This is a genomic window from Paenibacillus sp. N3/727 (assembly GCF_022637315.1).
Lineage (GTDB): Bacteria > Bacillota > Bacilli > Paenibacillales > Paenibacillaceae > Paenibacillus_AQ > Paenibacillus_AQ uliginis.
The window spans coordinates 526,493-549,510 of sequence record NZ_CP093336.1 but is presented as its reverse complement, the minus strand read 5'-3'; the positions used below and the strand labels follow the sequence as shown (position 1 = coordinate 549,510).

Sequence of the window (23,018 nt, the reverse complement as noted above, 5' to 3'; positions counted from 1 at the left end):
CCACCTCATCTCTGGGCATTATCATTCACGAGACTGATAAAGGATTGCAGCTTCCCGTTCGGCGTAAGAGGAATCTGATCCTTTCTTTCAATGGTCAGGCTTACTTCTGCTCTTAAGCTTTGCTGCAAGAACTTCTCCAGCCTTGTTCTCAAGCGCTGTTCTTCAGATATACTCCCTACAATGAGCAATCGAAACTCGGTATGTGATTCTTGAACGACTTGAAACTGTTTAATTTGCTCATTTTGTGCCAGCTCATAAAAGAACTTGTCCAAATATCGAAAAATAGAAGAATGTATTTCACGTCCTGGCAGCTTAATCTGCGCATTCCTTACTGGAAAAAGCTCAACAATTCGTGCACCATATTCATTTCGCCTTGTGCGCCCAATGTCTCCCGTCCGATACCTTACATAAGGAATGCTTCTCATGAGAAATGAAGTAACGACAATTTCCCCGTAAGTTCCATCCTGTACAGGCATGTTCGTTCCCGGTTCCAACACTTCCACATAGACGGAATCTTCATCGATCTCCAACTGTCCCAGCTGATTGGAGAATGCGATGCACCATATTTCCTCCAAGCCATAATAATCGACCAGCGGTACACGGAAAACTCGTTCGATTTCATGCTTTTGAGAAGCGTGTACAGGCTCTCCCCAGTTTTGAACGAATAATAATGAACTCGGGAGCGCCATATTTTTTTGAAATATATGCTGGGCTAACGATACCAGCGCCGACGCCCTGCCTTGAATCATATGAAAGTGCTGTCGCTGAAGCTGATTCGCGTAGTAATCCAAATGATGCGGTTCGGACAGACTGCGATTGCTAAGCAATAACATCTGATGCTTTGGAGGCAGTCCCCACTTTTTCCGATGACGGTATATTGATATCGCCAGGCGCCATCGTTCTTCTATTGTTTTTACACATCGAAAAGGAATCCCTGTCGTCCCTGAAGTGAAAGATTCATAGACTTTCCCCGGATGGGGAAGCTCAAACAGCTCTCTCTTTTCATTGATTAATGCCTTATCCGTCACTGGCAGGTCGGACCAATGCTGAACATCTCGGAGTGCCCGATAGTATGGATATTCAGTTAACGATGCCATGAACTGGCGAAGCTTGCGCTCCATATCGATGGGCGGTTTCATGCTGCAATCTTCCCTGCTACGAAGCGTATAACGGATTGAACGGACCTGAATTTCTCGGGGTGCAAATCATCTACCTCCATCTGGAAGCCGAACCCTTCCTCCAAGGCGAAAAGAAGCTCAAGGAATTGAATGGAGTCCACACCCAGATCGTTCGCCAATGAATGGTCAAGTTGAATCTCAGAAACTTCCTTATTACAGCATTGTGCAATGATAGAGATAACAGCTTCTTCTACGTGCCCATGACTCTTACTTTTCATCTTCCCACTCCCTTGCCATGCTTCTAAGTGCGGCCCTGTTTAATTTGCCTACCGCCGTTTTGGGCATTCGATCCCTTTCTATGAGGAAATATGCTCTGGGTCTAAAAAGAGGCTGCAAATGCTGCTTGACATAGCGGATCAACTCATCCAGAGATGCGGAAGGGTCCTGAAAAGCGATAAATGCCACCATCTTCTCTCCCCATATATCATCTGGGATTCCCGTCACCGCAGCTTCATTTACTCCTGCAAAATCAAGTAAAACTCGCTCTGTCGTTTCCGGATAAATTGTATGTCCCCCGACATTGATCGCGTTGTCCTTCCGGCCTGTTATATACAGGAAACCTTCCCCGTCGAGATAACCGATATCAGACGTATGCAGGCCCAGTTCATCCAGTTTTTGGGCGGTGCTTTCCGGTCTATTGTAGTAACCAAGCATCACGTTGGGGCCGCGAACGATAATCTCCCCTGATTCTCCGGGCGGAACCTCTTGCCCCCCTTGGACAATACATATATCCACATCCTTCACCGGAATTCCGACGGAATCCGGCCGATTTCTCAGCTCCGATCCAGGCAAATAAGTGACTCTCGGCGAAGCCTCCGTCAATCCGTACGAAGGCATGAGTTCGACGGAAGGCAATCTATCGCTTAATTGAAGCAACCCTTCACTCGGCATAGGCCCTCCCACAATGGTCATCCTTCGAAGGGAAGCGAAGTCTGCCTCACCCCATTTATCCGATTTGACCAGAGGCATCAGGACGGAAGGAACGGTACACATAAACGTCGTTTCGTGTTCCCTGATAAATCGGAGCATCTCAAAAGGATGCATGAATGATTCCGTCAGCTGCAGATTGCATCCGGCAAACAGTGCAGTGAGCCACTCTCCGGTAATAGAAGAACAATAACCGAGCGACTTGAACAGCAGCACCTGGTCATCGCGCTGCAGGTCAACATAGCTCTGTATGGACTCTACGTTGGACAGTACATTTCGATCGCTCAGCATGATCCCTTTCGGAGTGCCTGTTGATCCGGAAGACATAAAGATGACGGCGGTTTCTTGCGGCGGTGTATACTTTCTCTTTATTCCGAAAGTAGTTACATCCGTTGGCGGAGTCCTCAGCAGCTTCCCTGTCTCACACTCGATGACATAAGCACGGTCTATATCGATTGCATGAATCGCAGACCTACGGGCTGCAAGAAACTTGTCCTTCGGCAGAACAACCATCTCCGCCTCTGTTTCGTTTGTGATACGCACAATATCCGCAAATGAGGAAAAGGAATGCATCGGTACTGGAATCCCGCCTGCCAGCACAACCGCCATCATCGATCGCATGCACTCTATCGATTGCTCCATCCATAGTACAGCGATAAATCGATTCCTTAACTTCAACCTGTCCCACAAGGCGGATATTTCCAACGCAGATTCGATGAGCTCTGCATAAGAAACGTAACGGCTGTTCCCTTGCCTCGTCTCAAATACACCGCGGTCCGTACGAGAATATTGACGAAAAAAGTGACCCAGCTCATTCATACTTCGCACCTACTGCTACCGGAACGGTTTCACGCTGTTCCTCTGTATTCTCCTGCTTATCCATATCTGCAACCAAGGCTCTATACAGCCCACTTCGCTCCAGCAGTTCCGCATGCATACCTTGATCTACGATCTTGCCCTGTTCCATCACAAAAATGGTGTCGGCATGAAGAATCGTATTAAGACGATGTGTGGAAATCAGCGTAGTTTTATTTCTCATGAGCTCCTTCAGTGCCGTCATGACTTCATTCTCTGTCAATCGATCTAATGCGGATGTCGGCTCATCCAATATGAGAATATCCGGTTTTTTTAGAAACATTCTGGCAATCGCAATCCGTTGACGCTGGCCTCCCGACAATTGAAAACCTTTATTGTCAACGACTGTATGAATCCCATTCGGAAGCTGTTCCAGCAGCTCTTTTAAATTCGCCTTACAGGCTGCCTCAACAATTTGCTCATCGGAAGCCTGCAAATCGCCCAGTCTAATATTTTCAGCAATGGTTCCCTTAAAAATATAAGACTCTTGAAAAACAACGCCTATTTTGGTATTCAGCTCTTGCCTGTTCATTTCACGCAGCCTGCGGGAGTGAATCCTCACATCCCCGGAAGTGATCGGCATAAAGCCGGTAAGGGTTCTGAACAATGTCGTTTTCCCTGATCCGCTCCGCCCGACAAAGGCAGCCGTTTGGTTTCGTTTCACAGTCAAGTCCACATCCTTCAAAATGTGAACATCATCGTATGAAACCTGCAAACGTTCGACATCTACGGCGGCTTGTGTTTCTTTGTTCACAGACGCAGCAGAAACAAGGTGCTGGGCGTGGATATTGTCATCTTCGTCTTCGCCGCGAGCCTCCTCATTACGGGCAGCCAATCCTTCAGGCGGCGTCTGAAGAAAGGATTCAATTCTTTGCAGCGCAACCTCGGACCTCTGAAGCTCAGCGTAAAAATTATTAATGGCTTGTACCGGATTGAGTGCATTTTGCAAATAGGTGACAGATGCAACCATCAGGCCGATCGTTAGCGTTTCGCCAAGGACTTGATGGCTACCTACTCCGTAGACGACGACGATGACCAAGCTGATCACAAAGCTGCTGGACTGATGGGACAGCACCCGAAACAAGGTTTCCTTTGTGCTCGAGCTCACGAGTCCTTTGTACATTTTTTGATTGCGTTGGTGTTCCCACTGCTCGAGTCCGTACACACGAATCTCTCGTGAACCGTCAATGCATTCCAGCAAATGTGTGCCAATCTCCTCATTATGTGTACGCACATGGTCGATATGCTGAGTCAGCTGTCTTTTTACGATGCGCGGCAGCCAGAACAATATCGGTAGGCCGGCTGCTGCAAGCAAGCCAAGCTTCCAGTCCATCGTAAACAACACCCCGAAGGCGAGGAGCATCATAAACAACTGCGAAACAAGCTCGACTATGACATGGTTGACATAATTGCCCATTGTCCCCGTGTCATATCCGAGCAATGCCATAAATTTACCAGCACCGTTCTTTTCGATTTCGGGAATCGGAATTTTGCGAATATGTTGAAGCAGCACATCCCGAATATCCAATGTGTGCATGATACCGAGGTACCTGAAGATGCCTGAACGAATCAATGAAAAGATCACGGCGATAAGCGCCAATCCTACGGAAAGGGAGAGAAGCAGCGCGATCATTTCTGTCTTTTGATCGATTAGCACATGATCAATTAAATAAGCAAAAATGAGAGGCTGACCCATGATTGCCGTAAGCTGTATAAAAGTAGAAAGATAAGCTAGCAGGGTCAGTTTCCAGCGAATATTCACATGTGGCACTAATCGCAAGAACAATTTAATGCTGTGCATGAATCGCAGCCTCCCCTGCAAAATGATCAATGATCGGCTTTACCTTGTTCATCCATTCGGATAACGGCTCATCCTGTGGGACGGATAATACAGTGAACGGTGTTTCGGTCAGCCATTCCAACCTTTGTAGATGTTCTAGCAAGTATATGTCTTGCATCTCTTCTATTGCGGTATTCGCAATGTGGAGGACCTGCTCTCTTTCTATTCCACTGGGAGAGTGGCTTTTTGCCTGAGCCGCAAAATCAACAATCCGGGGCATAACCGATTGGTAATCGTACGCCTGTACCCTTGACAGAGCGCCTTGAGTAAGCTTACGATGCAAATCATTTTCGGTCAGAAGCCTTACACACTGCTCGACAGCATGTTCTTCATCGATGACGGGCATATGGGATGGCCAGCTGCAATCGACAAACAGGCCGTCCTCCCCTTCAGCAACAAGCTCCTGAAATCCATTCCAGCGCGTGCATACAACAGGTAGCCCCGCTGCTTTCGCCTCCAGCAAATTAAACCCGAATGTTTCCCCTGGATCGGTTGAGAAATTGACCAGCAATCTCGACTCAGCAAACCATTTTCGCTTCCGTTCTCCCAAAACAGGTCCGATCAATTCCACAGCATCGTACAGCTCGTAATGATTCATGTGTTCCTCTATACGGCCTCTGTACTTCTCGATCTGCTGCTTTGTTCCGGTATATTCCCCTGCAATGACCAGTTTCGCGTTCGGAACCTGTCGGCGAATTTTTGAGAAACAGGCCAAGAGAAAATCAATGTTCTTCACGTCCTCTATTCGGCTGATGGCCAGCATAATCTGGTCCTTGCCCCCTGTATTCGGGATTGTGTCCCTTAAATCAATACACAGCGGCACGTGCACAGAACGTTCGAATCGCGGTGATATCTGCATCATTGCCTTTTTGCAAGAAGCCGTACTATGCAGCAGCACATCCTTGTCCGTTAGAAACGGAGCCAACGCAAGCCAATGCTTCAGCCAAAACGGCGTAGCCACTGAATGAGCGATGAACAGCATGGTGAGATCGATGTCCTTGGCGTTTCTTGCCATTAGCAAATATGGGATGGCGAAGGGAAGATTCAAATAGAATGTCTGAATGTCATATTTCAAACATAAAGACTGCAGCCCTTCCCCTAGCTCCATTACATTATCAGGGAAGCGTCTCTTCCACCTATCAATCGAACCACCGAACAATTTCATGAAGGATAAAGGAGGAATTTTCACCAATTCCGCATATTCCCCAAGATAGCGAGTCCACTCGTCATCGATTGCTCGCTCATTCACCTTTGGCGAATGGCCACCGATATATCCAATCCGCACCTTCTTCAAGTCGGTTACGCCCCCTTCCATCCCTGGTATACGTTCCACAGCTTTTCTTTGAGCTGGCGTTCCTGAACTTCCAGCTGTTCTACCTTTTGAAACAGATCATTCAGAGAGGTCACACCCATCGATGCCCGGATCGCTAAATATCCGAATGCATTCCATCCCTTCACCAGCTTCTCCACTTGATCCGAAACCTGCATATCACTTTGATTCGCCTCAGATTCGCCAAAATAATCAAATGCCAGCGCGTAGCACCACTTCCGTTTGGAAATAATCCCTACCTGAGAGAAAGCTTTGGAAAGACCAGCTTTTCTATTCCCATACTCATCCATGAATCGTCGAACCAGCTCCTTGGTTTCATGAGCCAGCTGACTGCGTTCGAAGGCGAACTCTTTTTCAAATTGCTCGCAAACCGCATTCTTCAAGGGTGAAAGGAGCTTTAATGTATCTAGGAAAAATCCTCCTCCGAAGGCATTATTACAAAATGCGTTGTACATCTCTTCCTCTGTCAAGAAGCCTTCCCAAGCAAAATAAGGATCAAGGAGGAACCAATTCCTATCCTGTTCATGAAGAATGATCACAAAATGCGGCTGATGAATATGTCCGAAACTCCGTGTCTCATATCGCAAATAATATAAGTCCAGCTGAACAAGAAGATGCTTTCCGGAGGTTATCGATTCCGCCAGATGCCGCAGCCGTTCGTAATTGGCTTCTTTACTTAATTGATAGTCATACCATGCTTCTAGCTTTTCTTCATAGAGCAGCTCAAACATCGAAACATAGGTTTCGTTCGTGATCAGAGTAGAGAAATACGTTAAACGGTCTTCTTCTACGGCAAAAGGGGTGTCCCATGCGCCAAAAAAGAGAGGCCGGGCATCTGCCTTTGGAGAAATACAATGCGCTAAACAATTCAGCAGGCAATGAATCTGCTGCACAACGTTCAATCTCCCAAGCCTAGTTTTTCTTGGATCTTTTCAGATATAATCTGAATCGTAGCAAAGTTCTCCTCTAGCAATTCGTCGTCCTCATAAAAAATTTGATAATGCTGTTCAATATGCACCATCAAGTTGACAAGCATGACTGAATCCATACCAACCTCGGACAGCTGAGTGTTGATCGTCAATTCGTCTGATAATTCCGGACGCTCTAGAAGCTCGCAAATACGACCCTTCAAAAAACTCTGGATATGTTGCTCGGTTTGCATCGTCTCCATCGGTGTTATCCTCCTCTATCAAACTTGTACTTTGCCCAATACGGCTTGAATTTCTTCTGCGATTAGTTGGACCTGCTCTTCGGTTACGGATATATTCATCGGCAAGGAGATGATTTCTTCCGCGTACTTTTCCGCATTCGGGAAAGTCCCTTCATCGTACGGCAAATGTGAAAAGGCTGCTGTTGTGTGAACCGGCTTCGGATAGTGAACGGCTGTTAAAATCCCTTTCTTCTGCAGCTGTTTTCGAAGCTTGTCCCTTACCCCGCTTTCTACTCTGACAATATACAGATGGAACACATGACTCTCATCGTTTCTGTGCTTCGGCAGAACAACGCCCCCCGTATGGTGCAGATGGTGCTCATACATCAAAGCAACCTCCCGCCTTTTCACAGACCAGCTGTCCAAATAGGCAAGCTTTAATTCGAGTGCGATAGCCTGCATCGGATCCAATCGGCTGTTGAACCCGGGAAGCTCATGCTGATATCTGACCTCGCCACCGTGATTGCGGAGCTTTTTTATCACCAAAGCAAGCGAATCGGATGAGGTTGTAATCCCGCCACCGTCACCCAAAGCTCCTAGGTTTTTGTCAGGGTAGTAGCTAAAGCAGCCCGCTGTACCGATACTTCCGGCCATTTTACCGTTCATCTTGGCACCCGCCGCTTGTGCGCTGTCTTCCACGATGGCAATATTTCGTTCAGCAGCCCAATCGGCCAATTCAGACAAGTCCACCATTTGACCGTATAGATGTACGGGAATGATCGCTTTCGTCTGCGTCGTAATCGCCGCTTTGGCCTGCTCCACATTCAATAAATAGGTATCAGGCTCGCAATCAACCAGCACCGGCACAGCACCTGTATGGTGAATGGCTTCCACGGTAGCAATGAACGTATTGGCTGCTGTAATCACTTCGTCACCCGGGCCGATCCCAAGCGCCTTCAGGGTTAAATATAAAGCATCCGTTCCGTTACCTACGCCAATGGCTTGACGGGTTCCGATATACTGTGCAAATTTGGATTCAAAGGACGTCACAGAGGTCCCTCCGACAAAAACGCCTTTCCTCCCTAATTCCGCCACTCCTTCTAGCCACTTATCCCTTATCATTTCAAATTCAACCTGAGGACTAGAGAATAAAACGCCCATCGAGGTACCCTCCTATTTTTAAGCTGTCTACTGCCTATTCATCATGATCGCGTCAACCACACGCATATTTTCAACGGCTTCCTCTAATGTTACGGCCAAGGGACTGCCATGAATAATGTGCTCTACCAACGATTGATAAATCGCCAAAGCCGATGTCCTTGAAGCGCTTTCAAGGTTAAGTTTTTGATCCGGTTTTCCTTTCTCAAGGAGAAGCGCTTCTTGCGGTGAGACCACGACGGCCGTCCGCTGATCGCCACCCACAACCCACATTGGAGCAGCGCTATAGGAAGCAAAGTTTACCTCCATGTTGAGAACGACACTGTTATCCAGCACCAGACTCGCTCTAACATAGTCATCTACTTGATTTTGAGTCCATTCATAGCAATGCATGAAAGAGTGAATTTCTTTGACCTCTCCTGCTTTTAACTGAAGAAGCTGATCAATCAGATGAATTCCCCAATCATACAGAGCCCCACCACCGTACTGCTTCGTGTTGCGCCAGCCCGGATGGAATGATTTCACTCCGAAGCTGCCTCCCGATCCAAACATGTGATGCCGCCGCTCTACAAATAACAGATTACCTAACAATCCATCTTCGATAAGCTGGCGAACCAGCTTAAAATCAGGGTCAAACCTTCGATTGTGAAACACGGTTACAGACTTTCCAACTCGCTCCGAAGTCTGCTGAAGAGCTACGGCGTCACTATATTGAATGGTCACCGGCTTCTCGATAACGACGTGTTTACCGAAAGCAAGAGCTTGATTTGCGATCTCATAATGGGAATTCGGCGGGGTGGAGACGAGAACGACATCCACGTCCGTTTCGAGCAAGATCTCGAGCTTGTCCGTCGTACGAAACCCTCGTTTTGTAGCCAAATCTCGCCGCTGCTCAGTAATGTCATACACAACAGACACTTCAATTTCCGGTATTTGTTTGATCAGCGGCAAATGAACCAGTTCAACAATTCTCCCAAAGCCTACAATTCCAAGCTTAATAATATGATTCATCGCCGGCCTCCTATGCAGTTTGCGCAGCTTGCAGTTCTTCAATAAACGTAATCAGCGATCCGATTGTCTCGAATACGGCAGGATCCACATCTTCCCCGGGAACCTCGACATGAAATTCCTCCTCCATATAGACCACTAACTGGAGCACCATAATGGAATCAATCCCTAAATCTTCATAGATTCGGTCCGACTCATGTATCTCATCCGGCAAAGTATGCTCCAAATTTTCTACAATCATCGTTTTTAGCGTTTCCAAAATTTCAATTCTGCTCATATGATCTACTCCCATCCATTAATATTGTTCTGACAACAGCTTTCTGCTAATTTTGCCGGCAGCGGTTTTAGGGATTTCTTGTACCACAACAATCGTGCTTGGAACCTTGTAGTTAGGCAGTCGCTCCATACAACGCTGCTTCAACATTTCTGGGGTAATACTATGAGACGAAGCTACGACCATCGCTTTCACCGCTTCACCCCAAACCTTATGTCGCGTCTTATACACCACTGCTTCTTCCACTCCATCTACGCCGAACAGAACCTGTTCTACCTCGTACGGTATGACTTTCAAGCCTGTGACATTGATCAAATCATCCATTCGTCCTGCCAATTGCAATCTTCCCTCGGCGTTCTTCCAGCCCGCATCATGGGTATGAACGGTGCACTCGTCCATCGTAACGACAATTTCTCCCGGCTCCTTCTCGCTGCCTTCCGCCTCTACCATCAGATGCTTCAGTGGTGTTCCCACATCCGCATGCGATGCAGGATCTGAACCGATCGCAATACATCCTAGTTCCGAACAACCGTATTGCTGATAAACATGCTGCGTGCAGTTTTTCATTTTTTCAAAAAGAGCCCCTGTTAACGGCGCCCCCGAGCTTACTACCTTGTGGAATGAAATACTATTTTTCGTGATGGATTGCAGAATATGAAATAAATACGGAACCGCATATACAATCGAGGTCGGTGTGGTCTGAATCAGATGCGCTGCGAACTTTGGATTCTTATCCGTTATCACAATCGGAACCGCTCCTCGCTCTAAGGCCGAAAGAACGCCTGTAATTAACCCGAAGGAATGAGATACCGGAACGAGTACAATCGGCTGTTCCGCTGAATCGGATTGTAAAGCCTCGTTATAATGTGCGATCTCCCTTTCCACATGGTTCCAAGATCTTCTGATCACCTTGGGCTTCCCCGTCGTACCTGAACTAAATTGAAGCAGAGAAGGAATATCCATTTGAGATCTGCCATTCAGCAAGTAAGGTCCCTCTTGAAGAGAGCCATGAAACAAAGCTCGGCAGCCAGCTTCTTGCGCTGATTGTACCGCTTGTCCCTTCGGTGTGTCCCCATTCATGAGCAAAATAGAGCCGTCAGCATGAATGACTTCCTTCACCAAAGCGATGATTTCGATCGGATCTCTTAGTGCTGCTGCGATGATATGCCCGGTGATTTGGCTGCTTGAGAGCATCTGGGAAATGTGACGCTGGACCCGTTTGAAATCCCATGAAGTGAAAAAGGCCTTATTAACGAACAGCATATCCTTCCCCTCCCGCTTCCAATTTAAAGCCAAGCTTGATTTGTTCGATAAGCTGAGGAACGATCAACTTCTCTATACTCACAATCGTTTCCAATTGATCTATAATCCCTGTTTTTAGACTAGGATCATTGGAGAAATTATATTTCATCACCAAATTTCTAGTAATTAAGCTCGTCTTCTCCAGTTCAGAGAAATGAGATTTTAAGTCTTCGCCACTCAACAAGTCAACTTTCGTTTGCATGAATTCTATTCTAGAACACATCTGCTTCTTATGAAGATAAATGACGTGAAATGGACGTATATCCAAGTACTCTTGACAATCACATACATGGCCCACGTACTTGATCAGATTACTGTAGCACTGCAGTCCGTAACTCCGATTCGGTTTGTAATGAGCATACAGCGTCTGATCAGAAGCAGAGGAGTCTTTAGCATGCAGGTAATCTTCCAGTTGATGAACGACCAGCTGCAGGTGAAAAGGAATCGGCTCTGCCAACTCTTTTTTAGACAGTACAAACATCGTTCCGTTATAATCGTTGTAATTGAGTTCCATCTCCGGCAAAAGTTTGGTATACGCTGTTCTCATGTCCCCGAACGAGCACGCAAGTCTTTTATATTTTCCGCTTGCGAAGTTGTCAGAAATATAAAACTCCTCGTTCCCCAAATGATAGCCATATACAAACAATTCATGAGGACGGTGTGATGTTTGGTAATAGAAGGAATTGGGGATATAAAACTGGTCCACGATCAAAATCACATAACAGCCCGAATCGATGCAATCGATTAAAAAGCGAGTGATGTCGTCCCAACCCTTTTCTACTATTCTTTTATGCACGATTTGAGTATCCAGCCATGGGCATGTTTTTATCAGATAAGGCGCGTAAAAGCTTAATGTAAAACCGTCCTCGAAAGACTTATCATGGTACAGCTGAATAAAATGGCTGTGGAGCCATTCTGCAACTCGGTGATCTCCCTGAATAATAGAAAGCACGTTGGCAATATTGTTATATGCATCAATTGCTGGGTACGTAACAGGAAGAGCTTTCTCCATGACATCACACTCCAAATAGTTTAAGGACTGTTTTTTTCCTATAATCGCTTGGAGATATACCAAAGTATTTCTTGAAGGTTGTCGTGAAAGTAGAGGAATTCTGATACCCTGTCTTTTCCCCTACTTCTGCAATCGTTAAATTCGAATCCCTAAGCAACTCTCTTGCATGAAAAAGCCGTACTTTATTCAAATACTCCACATAGTTCACACCAAATGTTTTCTTGAAATAATTGGAGAAGTATTTCGGAGAAGTACCCAATACTTCTGCCATTCGATCCAAATATAAATTTTCCATGTAATGCAGATTGATATATTGGGAGATGAAGGCAGGATCGAGCTTGCTCTTCTGCTCGCCTTTGCTTTGTGTCGCCAAATATTTCGCGACCATCACCAAAGCCCGCTCCATATCGCTATGATGGGCAGCCCCCTCCAGTTGAAGCAGAAAGTCCATCTCCAATTGATACAAAGCCTTACTGTCCGCTGAGCTGTTTCCCGTATACCTCAGCATATCGTAAAACATCGCTTTCGCCACATGCTGCAGCTGGTGCCAATGAATGTTGCGATTCATATTTTCTTGGATCGTTTCCGTTACGATCTTAACGGCATCTGTCACTTTTTTACTTAATAAATAATTACAGAGCTTTTCCATTTTCTCTAAAGGATAATAGATTCCACATGTATACTCGATCTGCTCCACATCCGTTACGGAAACCTTATCATTTACATTGCGATAAATCGCTCCGTTAGAAACATCCCGATAAGCTTGTTTGAAATTAGCCGCTTCACTCGCATACAGCTTGCTTACGCACGACCATATCGTGTAATGCTTTAACCCTTTCTCCATTCGGGAAGTAAACGAACGTAATTGTTTGAATAAGGTATGCCTCGCGGCGGAACCTTCCAACCCGACCAAGGCTACAAAATATAAGCCTCCAATATGGAACACGGGAACATCAAACAGCTCTTGTTTCAGTCCGCCTGCTAACATTACTCCCATTTCTTCAACATGTACGTTGCGATTCCAATCCGATTCCCTAGACTGCAAATGGATGAGCACCATAGCAAACTGCTTATGGGAATAAAACCCCGACAAATATTCTTTAAGCAAATGCTCATAATCGCTCGGCTCCGCATATTCATCCAAAGAACGGAGAAAAGCAGCTCTGCGAATTTCTCTGTCAAGCGCATTCAGTTGATCTCTCAACCTCTTATTCTCCGTCTGGATCTGCAGAATGCCTTTGTGGATGTTGAGAAAATCATTCCCTTTATAATTCCCGATATCCAGCTGTTGAAGAATGTTCTTAACTGGCTTGTAAAGATAGATGCTAAGTAAGAAAGACAGGATGACGGTGCTGATAATTGCCGTAATCATGATGGTCTGATTCGCTTTATTCACCGAGTCAATGTTCATGAATTGGTATGGAACCTTATCGATGTAAATAAAATCGTTGTAATCAGACCTGTAAATGTTATATTCAAAATTTTTTCGCGTGACGGATTGTTCCTCAGATATATTGAAGTACACATCGTTCAGCACCTCGACCAAATCGAAGCCTTGATCGGTACTCATGATGACATTACGATTCGGATCCAGAACAATGAAGGATGAACCAGGAATCGTTGCGTTTTGATCGACGTAGTTCATCCATTCCTCTGCATCAACGAGCAGCATAATGTTTTTGTCGGATAGCCGAACTTTATTGCCTGCGGTAACGACCATTAAATCTTTTTTCTTTTTTTGATTAATGACTTCACTCTGAATACTGAAGGTTTCCGTAGTAAATACTTTCCCCGCCCTTGGAGAGGCCGAATATTCCTTCCAATATGCCGCATCGTACAGATCGTGTTTATATTTATTATCAAAAATCTCCGTAAGACTTGAAGTGCCGTATAACGTAACAGCGAGATCCATATTGTCATAAAACACAACCACATCTTCGATAAAATCAATGGAAGAGACGAGAGTCGCGACATTCTTCTGCAAATCATAAATCTTTGCCATATCCGTACGCCCATCTGCCTCTATAACATTGTTATATGGCAGTGCGTGAATAGAATGAATCAACCTGTCAATCGTTCGAAAGCTGTTATCGAACGACTGTATCATCGTTTTGACGACCAATGTGTTGTTCTGGCTGACCTTATCATAAATTCCCGCGATCGAATTTCGGTGTACAATATAGTTGGATACAAACATGGCCATCATGACAATCAGTAGGGCTAAGAAAATCTGCAGAAGTCCCGCGTTCGTAATTAATCTCTTCATCGATTTCTTCCCCCCGACATAATCGTTGAAATCATGACGCGTATCCAAATTAATTTTGTAAGTTCGACATTAACCTTTCTCAGAACCTAACATAACGCCCTTGGCAAAATATTTTTGAGCGAAAGGATAGATGAGCAACACCGGAATCATAGACAATACAATCGTGGCATTTTTCATCGCTTGAGGCGCTAGCGCGGCTCTATCTACCAAGGCGGCATTCGATTCTGAGTTAAAGATCAGCATATCTCGTAGGACAATCTGCAAAGGGAACATATCTTTATCATTCAGATAGATGAGTGGCAGGAAGAAACTGTTCCAGTGTCCCATAAAATAAAACAATCCGATGGAAGCCAGTGCGGGCTTGGAAAGCGGAATGACGATTCTGAACAAGATGCGGTATTCCGAAGCACCGTCGATCTTTGCTGCCTCTCTTATCTGAGAAGACATATTCTCATAAAAGCTCTTCAATATAATTAATTCAAAGGTCCATATGGCGTTCGGCAGAACCAGCGCCCATACTGTATCTATCAATCCCAACTTCTGTACTACCATGTAAGTTGGGATAATCCCCGCATTCAGGAACATCGTCATTATGATCGCAAGCATCCAGAATTTACGCCCGAAAAATTCCCTTTGCGCGAGAGGATAAGCTGCGACCGCTGTAAACAGTAAATTGATAACGGTGCCCAAAGCGGTATAATAAACCGTATTTAAATAAGCCCTTGGAATTTTGGCATCCTTCAGAACTTCAATATAGGCATCGAAATTGAAGCCTTGGGGCCACAAAAACACTTTCCCCTGCAGTACGGAAACGGTATCGCTGAACGAAATCACGGTGATATACCAAACCGGATATAGCGTGGCAATAGCCACCCCGGTCAAAATGATCGTATTCAGTATGTTAAAAAATGATAGCTTGCGCTTTCCTACCATAAACCGCTGCCTCCTATCCTCTTACTTAACTGATTCGCTCCCAGAAGCATGACTAGGGCCACTGCAGATTCAAACATCCCAACGGCTGCAGCATAGCTGTAACTTGATTCCAATAATCCTTTCCGATAAACATAGGTGGAGAATACATCCGCCACATCGTAGGTTAATGGATTGTAGAGCAGCAATACTTTCTCATAGCCGATACGGAACATGTTGCCTGTGTTCAAAATGAACATTACAATTACTGTAGGCATGAGTCCTGGAATGGTAATGTGTCTCATCATATGCCATCTGTTCGCACCATCCACCTTTGACGCTTCATATAATGTCGGACTAATACCGGCAATGGCTGCCAAATAGATAATGGCCTGATATCCCATCGTCGCCCATACTTCAGAAATGACATAAATCGGTCTGAACCAGTTCGGGTCTATGAGAAAGTACTTTTTCTCAAAGCCTAAAAAGGAAAGAAATTGATTGATCAGCCCATGGGTAGGGGATAAAAAATCAATGATCATACTAGAGATGATCACGACTGATAAAAATGCAGGCAAATAACTAAAAGTCTGAATGGATTTTTTAAACCATTTCACCCGGACCTCATTGAGCAGTACCGCCAGAATAATCGGAAATGGAAAGCCGAATATCAATGTAAAAAAGCCGAGCAGGAACGTATTCCTAAAAAGCATCCAAAAGTCTTGATTACCGAAAAATTTCTGAAAATTCTCCAGTCCTACCCATTCACTCCCCCAAACACCCTGAAACACACTATAGTCCTTAAAGGCAATAACCAACCCATATAGAGGTCCATAACGGAATACGACATAGAACACAATACATGGAATAAAGAGTAAGAGTAGCTGTCGATCCCGCCTGATATGCTTAAGAGTAGCGGCGTAACGGGGTTTTAACGGTTTCTTTGTGCGTAGTTTGCGAGCCTCGACACTTGGATGTTGCACATTCTTCCCCTCCTATTTAATGATAGGCACCCAGAAAATAAACCTCTGGGCGCCTATGCACCTTCACAAATTGTTCCTAATTATTCAGCATCATATCTTTTTTGCGCTGCATTGAAGATTTCAAGCATTTTATCTACGCCCGATTTGGTAGCCTTTGCTTTCCACTCTTCCCACTGCTTGTCACCATAATTCTTATCTAGTACATACTTGGAATTGAACTCCTCTGCCGCTTTTTGCAGAGAGGTTTGCAATTCAGACAAAGCCTTCACTTCTTCATCCGTAAAATTCAGGACTGGATCTTCCACTTCCCTGCGATTATCGCTCATGATCAGATCCTGAGCTTCCTGCTCTCTTTCGGAATATTTAAAATAAACACTCTTGCGGTTCGGTCTCAAGTACGCACCTTCCTGCCACATTCCGTAACGATCTTCGAGAATGCTGATATCTACGATAGGCAGATCCGACAATTCAGGATATACTGGATATCCGTCTTCACCCCATTCGAAGTTAACGCCTTCTACGCCTAGTGTCATCAGCTCTGCTCCTGATGGACTCGTCAAGTAATCGAGCAGTTTCAGAGCCACTTCTTTGTTCTTATTGTTCGCAACAGCAAGGCTGAAGTCGCTGACTTCCGGTAAAGATTTTACATTCCCTGTAGGACCAATCGGAAGCGTATATCTTAAATCATATTCCGGCATTGTTTGCTTCACTTGATTCGGGAACAATTCCAATCTACCGATCCAGTCCCATGTGACGAACGCTTTATCCGTCGTCATCTTTGTCGTCCAAGAATCCTGTGTATCAGTCAAGAATTCAGGATCAAGCAATTTTTCATTATAAAGTTTCTTCATGAAATCAAGCATCTCTTTATGAGCATCCTGCACAGCGGCAAATTTCCAGGTTACGTCGCTTTCATCATAGTAAGTCGGATAGTTCTCTCCGCTAATTCCCCAGCCGTATGACCAATCTCTGAAAATATACTCCATGTTTTTGGAAGCATATGGATAGCTGTCTGGATAAAGCTCTTTCAGCTTTTTCATCGCTTCATAGAATTCTTCTGTATTCGTCCAAGGCTTAATGCCATGCTTGTCGAAAATATCTTTACGATACATAAATCCATGGTTTACTTCACGATTCAACTTGTAAATCGGCCATGTATACAGATTACCTTCCTGATCTCCATAGGACTTGATCACCCAAGGATTCTCTTCCAAATAAAGTTTAGAAAAGTTAGGCAGCATATCCACGTATTCATTGATAGCTACGACCCCGTTCTGCTTGCCGATATCTTTCAATTCGGCAGCTTTCAATCCGTTAAAGATATCCGGAAGCTTGCCCGAAGCGACCGTTGCTCTCAGCTTATCTTCATAAGTTTGAGGAGAGTAAGTCTGAAATTTGACTTTAATTCCCGTACGTTTTTCAATTTCTTTCACAACTAGCATCTCATCGGTAATCGTCGCATTCCCAGAATGCATCCAGGTTAATGTAACCGGCTCATCTACAATAGGAAGCTTCAAACCGCCCGTATCGCCATAATCGGCCGATACATCTTCGGTAGTTGTGCCCGTGTTGGTAGCACCATCATTATTACCGTCCTTCGAGCCTCCATTATTATTATTGTTGTTGTTGCCGCTACATGCTGCCAGTACAGTGAAAACCATCGTGAACACTACGACAAGACTCAAAAGCTTCTTTGACATTCCTTTTCCTCCCCAATATTAGATTACATGACACCAAACCGCTCAACTTCAATAATGGAAGCGTTATCATTTTTACCCCTAATCAAATCAGCCATCATCACTTGATATCACTACTTTTTGCCATGGTGGAAAGTGAACATATGTATAGAAAATAAGAAATCATCCTTGGTTAGTAAATCGAACATATTTCCACCCTTACTTGCAATTCATATACGGATATAACTGGATGGATGCGATTAGCTTACCGGCTCCTCCTTTCTAATAGCCTCCCCTTTCATCATTCATTTTGTGACTAAACTTGATTTCTCCCACAGTATATAAACGGTTTCAACCGATGTAAATAAAGCGTTTTCAACAACATGTTCATTTTGACGACAAATTAATAATAACTACCAAAACCCCTTATGTATCAAGGGTTTGCGGCCTGTAGAAAATGATAAAACGATAGAATTTCATAAAGTTCTAAATGAATTTCACAAACACGGATTTGATCCTTTGTTCCAAATACGTTTATGTCCCTTCATGTATAAATTCCCTTTTACCCTAGGAAGTGCTCATATATCGGTTAAGGATATAATCCAAGATACCTTTTTCCCGGTCCAGAAGCCGTTCAAGCCAATGAATGATTCGAACTAAGTGCTGCTGGTTTCTCGTAATTTCATACTTTATAAATAAGTTTCTTATACTTTCGGACGTTCTCAATATCTCCTTATAGCCTTGGATCCAGTCAGGGTCGATCTCTACCATCTGAGATCTGGACAGATGTTCGAATAAGCTGACCATCCTCTTTTTATGCTCATACAGTGTATGAAGGGGGCGAATGTCCAATCGTATCAGTTCAATGGCCGTAACCTCATAGAGCTGCTTCAACACCCTATACGTATCTAAACCGAATGTTTTAGGAATACTCGGCTGCAATGAATATTTCACCTTCATATGATGATCACTCGACGTATAATAATCTTCCAATGCTCGAAAAACGTGCTGAATGTCCAACGTATATTTGACGTTGTCCTTATAAATAAACTTCATGACCTTCGGTTCATTCGTAGCGGCTGTATATCCTTCTACGATTTGGTTTATAGGTATCGCTTTACATGAATAAATTCGCTTGAAAAAATCTACCGCGTAGAACACTTTTTGCTCTAAATCATACCCATAGATTAACAAACCGTGCGGGAGATGAATAAGATTGTAATCCACATGTTCTTGAATATAGAAGCGGTCCACACAGATACCGATATATTGATGTTGATTGATACTGTCAATGATCAATTCCTCTATTGATTCCGTTACATTTCCTTCAGATAAAACCTCGACCTCTACAAATGGATTGTTATGGTAATAGTCATTCAAGAAGATATACTCAATCCACGTCAAATTCACTCTGTCCGTAATATTCTTGAAGGAACTGATTTGAATGTAGTTCTCATATACCCAATTCATATAATCCTCATGCATCGGAACGACAGAGTGAGGATGCGGATCATGGCAAATAACCGGCGGTTTTTCCGTTATATGAAGGATCTTCTGTTTCATATCCAACCTCCTCGCAATACCAGCATTTATATTCAAAAAAAATTCCTTCCCAGTCTCGGAAGATTCAGATCGCACACAGCATTTTCATCATTTCTACACCGTCCTGGATTGGACTCAACGTCACATGCAGTGTGAAGCTGACATCAACCATGATCGAAGCTCCGTTTTCAGAGCGGATCAGCGCATTGGCCAAATCAATGAGTGAACCGCCTCCGGAACGTTATCGCTTCGAAGGAAAATACGACGATCCGACAATCCTTGTATTTCTCGGCCACATGCCCCAGAAAATAGTATATAAATGACATTCTATCCCCCGGCAGCTCTTGAAGCGCCTTGTCGTACAATAAGTCACACAAAATTGTCTGAACTGCTGCTTCCTCCATTTCTCTTCTTGCCGCAACATTCGAAAAACGCAATCCCCCAATCAGCTTTTTGTTCAAACCACCTTGACGAAATCGCATTAGCCGCGAGTCTCGCCAGACTCGCTCCCATCTTGCCGCCCACACCCTAATAAAAGAATGTCACATCTACAGAACCTAGATCAGCGATTAATTTCTCCGAAGACCTGCTAGATTTGCTTCCAATTCAGCTATCTCATCTCCTCTTGTCCTATCTTTATGATAACGACCAAATCTGCTTAAAGACAAATCTATTAATTGTCTTTAAATATTGTTATCTATACTTTATGGAATCCTCTGCGATCGGCCGTACTCCGGAAAGCTATGAGAAAGCTCTTAGACATGAATCAAAAGAACACACTACATGCCGACGTCACCTGGGCGGGGTTCACCCGCTAAATAAAACGCTGACCACCATCCCGGTCGATTCCGACCGAAAGATGAAGTAGTCAGCGTTTGCTCGTTAATCGGTATAATCCCCCTCATGCAACAGGAACTGTGCGATGTTCTTGCTGGCTGCATGGCTCGTTGTGCGGCCGTCGACGACGAGCATCGCAGCCATCATACCGCACGCCGGGAGAGGCACGCGGTCCCTTATGTGTTCAATATTGCTCAGAATATCCAAAGTGTTTACATGTCCTGAATCGGAAGTCCGATTTCGACCGAGTTTCCTTTCCCCACCTCGCTTTGAATGGCCATCGTCCAGCGATGGGTTTCAAGGATCCGATGAACGTGGCTAAGCTTCTCAATCTGCTCCCTGAGCTCACGCGGGACGCCCCCGTCCGTTTCCATGACGGTCAAGGCTTCGCCGCCCTGCCGATCCGGACCGCGCCCGCGGTATGGGAGCTGGACGGGCCCACCGTACTCGGTCCAATAATGGAAATCCCTTTAGTTTGATCTGTGTGGCGGCTCTACCAAAAGTCAGATATGCAGACTCCTGCCAGTATTACTCTTTAACCATTTTATTTTAATCCGCAAGCCATTGCTCCAGATGCTGACGCACAAATTCATCATCATTCAAATGAGGATAATCTCTGTACACACGGTCAATCTCTTCAGACTGTCCCGGTGACAATGTTTCATTCGGGTTCAAACACCAGGTACCTTCGAGCAGTCCCTGGCGACGAAGAACTTCATGAATACCCGGAATGCATCCGTGGAATTGATGCGCCGGATCAAAGAAAGCCGCATTGCAATCCGTAACCTCAACGTTTCGTGTCAGCCATTCTGGAGAGATGGCTCCGCTACGCGCCTGCTTGATCTCCTCCAGCTGCTCTACCGCTTTACGGGTCCAGACAGCCCAGTGACCGAGCAGACCTCCGATCATCGGCTTTTCAACGACTTTGCCGTCCACATTGAAACGGTAAGTCGTGAGCAGGTCATTGATGATATTATCATCATTACCCGTATAAAGGGAAATTTCATCCCTCCGGCTGGAATAACAAACAGCACGTGCCACATCAATCGTCTGATAACGGTTAAATGGTGCCATCTTTATCGCCACGACATTCGGAATTTCTGCAAATTGGCACCAGAAGTCGAAGCTGAAGATTTTTCCGCCGACGGAAGGCTGCAGATAGAACCCGATCACCGGCATAATGTCTGCAATGACTTCCGTTCTCTTCAAAATGTCCTGCTCACTCATGTCAGCCAGTCCGCCCATACTTAGCAGAGCAGCGTCATATCCAAGATTGCGGGCAATCTGGGCTTCATTCACAGCCTGCTCCGTAGGTCCGCAAACACCAGCTACCATAATATATGGTCTGTCCAGCTTCGCCCGTTCCGTCTCTTCCGCCGCAAGACGAAGTACCGGTTCATACAGATCAATGCCCTTATCACGGATTTCAAATTGAGTGGAGTGTACCCCTACCGCTATGCCGCCTGCACCGGATGCTGCATAATACCGTGATAGAGCCCGCTGGCGGCGCTCATCCAGTTTGCGATTACTATCGAGTGCAAGAGGGTGCGCCGGGATAACAAGGCCCTCTGCAAGTGCCTTTGCTTTTTCTGGTGACAATCTGTTTGCTTCAATCACTTAGAATTTCCCCTTTCTCTCTTGGAAATGTGTTGGTTTGTTCCATGTATCTCCGCCGGATTGTATCCACTCTGCCGTCCAATCGATCATTTGCAGCAGCGATACTTTCGGATAACCGAACAGCTGATGGGATTTCGTTGCATTGTTCAGCAGAGCCGTCTCGGATTCCGTTCCCGTGAAATTAACTTCTTTCCCCATACGTTTGGCCAGTTCCTCGGCAGCCCAGCGGATAGACATCGTTTCCGGTCCGGTAATGTTAATGATCTCCGGCGGGTTGCTGCAATGCTTCAGGCAGCGCAGCGCCATTTCGTTGGCATCTCCCTGCCAGATCACGTTCGCGTGTCCCATTGCAAGATTGATCGGACGATCTTCGTTGATGGATTTAGCCAGCTCCAGCAGAACCCCGTAACGCATGTCAATCGCATAATTCAGACGGTAGATCGTCATTGGTGTTCCATTTTGATGGGAGAAATACTCGAAGACACGCTCTCTTCCAAGACACGACTGAGCGTATTCACCAAGCGGTTCAGGAGACACAGCTTCATTCACACCGCCGCTCCCTACTGGTGAAAACGGATACACATTACCTGAGGAGAATACGACGATTTTTGAATTTTTGTATTTCTCAGCCACACGGCCCGGCAGATAAGAGTTCATTGCCCATGTAAAATACTCACGGCCCGTTGTACCAAACTTGTTACCTGCCATATAAATCACGTTAGCCGCATCCGGCAGCTTCTGCAGCTGTTCATCATTCAATAAATCGCATGAGATCGTTTCGATTCCGGCCTCTTCCAGTTCACGTCTTGCGTCGGCATTGGAGAACCGGGATACACCGATAATCCGTTTATTTAATCCACCTTCTCTGACAGCATTGGCAGCCAGTCTTGCCAGACTCGGACCCATCTTGCCGCCGACGCCAAGAATCAAGATATCTCCTTCTATCGTACTCAAATCGGCAATCAACTGTTCTGATGGCTCAGCAAGCTTTGCTTCTAATCCCGCAACGGTTTTCATGTCCAATCATCTCCTTCTGATTACGTTTCCTCTTCATCATAACGAGAGAATGTATATAAAGACAAATCTTTAAATCGTCTTTAAATAGAAGAATGTTTTTCCGTCACCGGCGGTTATGAGACACCCTTCGTCCACAT

22 protein-coding genes and 1 pseudogene are annotated in these 23,018 nt (G+C 45.2%); all 23 read right to left on the bottom strand.

Features of this window, described 5'->3' with window-relative positions; translation table 11 throughout:
- Positions 1–5: 5 nt before the first annotated feature.
- Positions 6–1,139, bottom strand: a complete 1,134-nt coding sequence (locus MNQ98_RS02445) for a phenylacetate--CoA ligase family protein (protein WP_241931759.1) — start codon at positions 1,137–1,139, stop codon at positions 6–8.
- The gene (locus MNQ98_RS02440; RefSeq protein WP_241931758.1) at positions 1,136–1,396 is read right to left on the bottom strand and encodes an acyl carrier protein; all 261 of its coding nucleotides are present in this window, start codon (positions 1,394–1,396) and stop codon (positions 1,136–1,138) included. The genes MNQ98_RS02445 and MNQ98_RS02440 overlap by 4 nt, the downstream gene beginning before the upstream one ends.
- A complete protein-coding gene (locus MNQ98_RS02435) occupies positions 1,386–2,924 on the bottom strand; it encodes a class I adenylate-forming enzyme family protein (protein WP_241931757.1) in 1,539 nt (512 codons plus the stop codon). Before MNQ98_RS02435 ends, MNQ98_RS02440 begins: the two co-directional genes overlap by 11 nt.
- Positions 2,917–4,761: an ABC transporter ATP-binding protein gene (locus MNQ98_RS02430; protein ID WP_241931756.1), complete on the bottom strand. Its 1,845-nt coding sequence runs from the start codon at positions 4,759–4,761 to the stop codon at positions 2,917–2,919. The genes MNQ98_RS02435 and MNQ98_RS02430 overlap by 8 nt, the downstream gene beginning before the upstream one ends.
- Positions 4,748–6,085: a glycosyltransferase family 4 protein gene (locus MNQ98_RS02425; protein ID WP_241933822.1), complete on the bottom strand. Its 1,338-nt coding sequence runs from the start codon at positions 6,083–6,085 to the stop codon at positions 4,748–4,750. Before MNQ98_RS02425 ends, MNQ98_RS02430 begins: the two co-directional genes overlap by 14 nt.
- Positions 6,086–6,099: 14 nt before the next feature.
- Positions 6,100–7,023: a DUF6005 family protein gene (locus MNQ98_RS02420; RefSeq protein ID WP_241931755.1), complete on the bottom strand. Its 924-nt coding sequence runs from the start codon at positions 7,021–7,023 to the stop codon at positions 6,100–6,102.
- Positions 7,024–7,028: 5 nt separating this feature from the next.
- The gene (locus MNQ98_RS02415; RefSeq protein ID WP_241931754.1) at positions 7,029–7,301 is read right to left on the bottom strand and encodes an acyl carrier protein; all 273 of its coding nucleotides are present in this window, start codon (positions 7,299–7,301) and stop codon (positions 7,029–7,031) included.
- Between the two features lie 18 nt (positions 7,302–7,319).
- Positions 7,320–8,441 (bottom strand): DegT/DnrJ/EryC1/StrS family aminotransferase, encoded by a 1,122-nt coding sequence (locus tag MNQ98_RS02410; protein WP_241931753.1) that lies wholly within the window; start codon positions 8,439–8,441, stop codon positions 7,320–7,322.
- A 27-nt stretch (positions 8,442–8,468) separates the two neighbouring features.
- A complete protein-coding gene (locus tag MNQ98_RS02405) occupies positions 8,469–9,449 on the bottom strand; it encodes a Gfo/Idh/MocA family protein (RefSeq protein WP_241931752.1) in 981 nt (326 codons plus the stop codon).
- A gap of 10 nt (positions 9,450–9,459) precedes the next feature.
- Positions 9,460–9,723 carry a phosphopantetheine-binding protein gene (locus tag MNQ98_RS02400; protein ID WP_241931751.1) on the bottom strand — a complete coding sequence of 88 codons (264 nt, stop codon included), beginning with the start codon at positions 9,721–9,723 and terminating at the stop codon, positions 9,460–9,462.
- Positions 9,724–9,741: 18 nt separating this feature from the next.
- The gene (locus tag MNQ98_RS02395; protein WP_241931750.1) at positions 9,742–10,983 is read right to left on the bottom strand and encodes an AMP-binding protein; all 1,242 of its coding nucleotides are present in this window, start codon (positions 10,981–10,983) and stop codon (positions 9,742–9,744) included.
- Positions 10,970–12,034 (bottom strand): BtrH N-terminal domain-containing protein, encoded by a 1,065-nt coding sequence (locus tag MNQ98_RS02390; protein ID WP_241931749.1) that lies wholly within the window; start codon positions 12,032–12,034, stop codon positions 10,970–10,972. The genes MNQ98_RS02395 and MNQ98_RS02390 overlap by 14 nt, the downstream gene beginning before the upstream one ends.
- A gap of 4 nt (positions 12,035–12,038) precedes the next feature.
- Positions 12,039–14,300 (bottom strand): AraC family transcriptional regulator, encoded by a 2,262-nt coding sequence (locus tag MNQ98_RS02385; protein ID WP_241931748.1) that lies wholly within the window; start codon positions 14,298–14,300, stop codon positions 12,039–12,041.
- Positions 14,301–14,369: 69 nt separating this feature from the next.
- Complete coding sequence (locus MNQ98_RS02380) at positions 14,370–15,233, bottom strand: carbohydrate ABC transporter permease (protein ID WP_241931747.1); 864 nt, start codon at positions 15,231–15,233, stop codon at positions 14,370–14,372.
- Entirely contained in the window at positions 15,227–16,111 is an 885-nt protein-coding gene (locus tag MNQ98_RS02375; RefSeq protein WP_241933821.1) for an ABC transporter permease, read from the bottom strand. Before MNQ98_RS02375 ends, MNQ98_RS02380 begins: the two co-directional genes overlap by 7 nt.
- Before the next feature lie 161 nt (positions 16,112–16,272).
- On the bottom strand, positions 16,273–17,892 hold the full coding sequence (locus MNQ98_RS02370) for an extracellular solute-binding protein (protein WP_241931746.1): 1,620 nt from the start codon (positions 17,890–17,892) through the stop codon (positions 16,273–16,275).
- 543 nt (positions 17,893–18,435) lie between these two features.
- A complete protein-coding gene (locus MNQ98_RS02365; RefSeq protein ID WP_241931745.1) occupies positions 18,436–19,431 on the bottom strand; it encodes a hypothetical protein in 996 nt (331 codons plus the stop codon).
- Positions 19,432–19,495: 64 nt separating this feature from the next.
- Positions 19,496–19,624: a hypothetical protein gene (locus MNQ98_RS29580; protein ID WP_277883721.1), complete on the bottom strand. Its 129-nt coding sequence runs from the start codon at positions 19,622–19,624 to the stop codon at positions 19,496–19,498.
- Between the two features lies 1 nt (position 19,625).
- On the bottom strand, positions 19,626–19,892 hold the full coding sequence (locus tag MNQ98_RS02360) for a hypothetical protein (protein ID WP_241931744.1): 267 nt from the start codon (positions 19,890–19,892) through the stop codon (positions 19,626–19,628).
- Positions 19,893–20,459: 567 nt separating this feature from the next.
- A complete protein-coding gene (locus MNQ98_RS02355; protein ID WP_241931743.1) occupies positions 20,460–20,621 on the bottom strand; it encodes a hypothetical protein in 162 nt (53 codons plus the stop codon).
- Positions 20,622–20,632: 11 nt separating this feature from the next.
- A pseudogene (locus tag MNQ98_RS02350) lies at positions 20,633–20,713 on the bottom strand (L-serine ammonia-lyase, iron-sulfur-dependent subunit beta); the annotation flags it as partial.
- 83 nt (positions 20,714–20,796) lie between these two features.
- A complete protein-coding gene (locus MNQ98_RS02345) occupies positions 20,797–21,864 on the bottom strand; it encodes a dihydrodipicolinate synthase family protein (RefSeq protein ID WP_241931742.1) in 1,068 nt (355 codons plus the stop codon).
- Positions 21,865–22,881: an NAD-dependent epimerase/dehydratase family protein gene (locus MNQ98_RS02340; RefSeq protein ID WP_241931741.1), complete on the bottom strand. Its 1,017-nt coding sequence runs from the start codon at positions 22,879–22,881 to the stop codon at positions 21,865–21,867.
- Positions 22,882–23,018 lie beyond the last annotated feature (137 nt).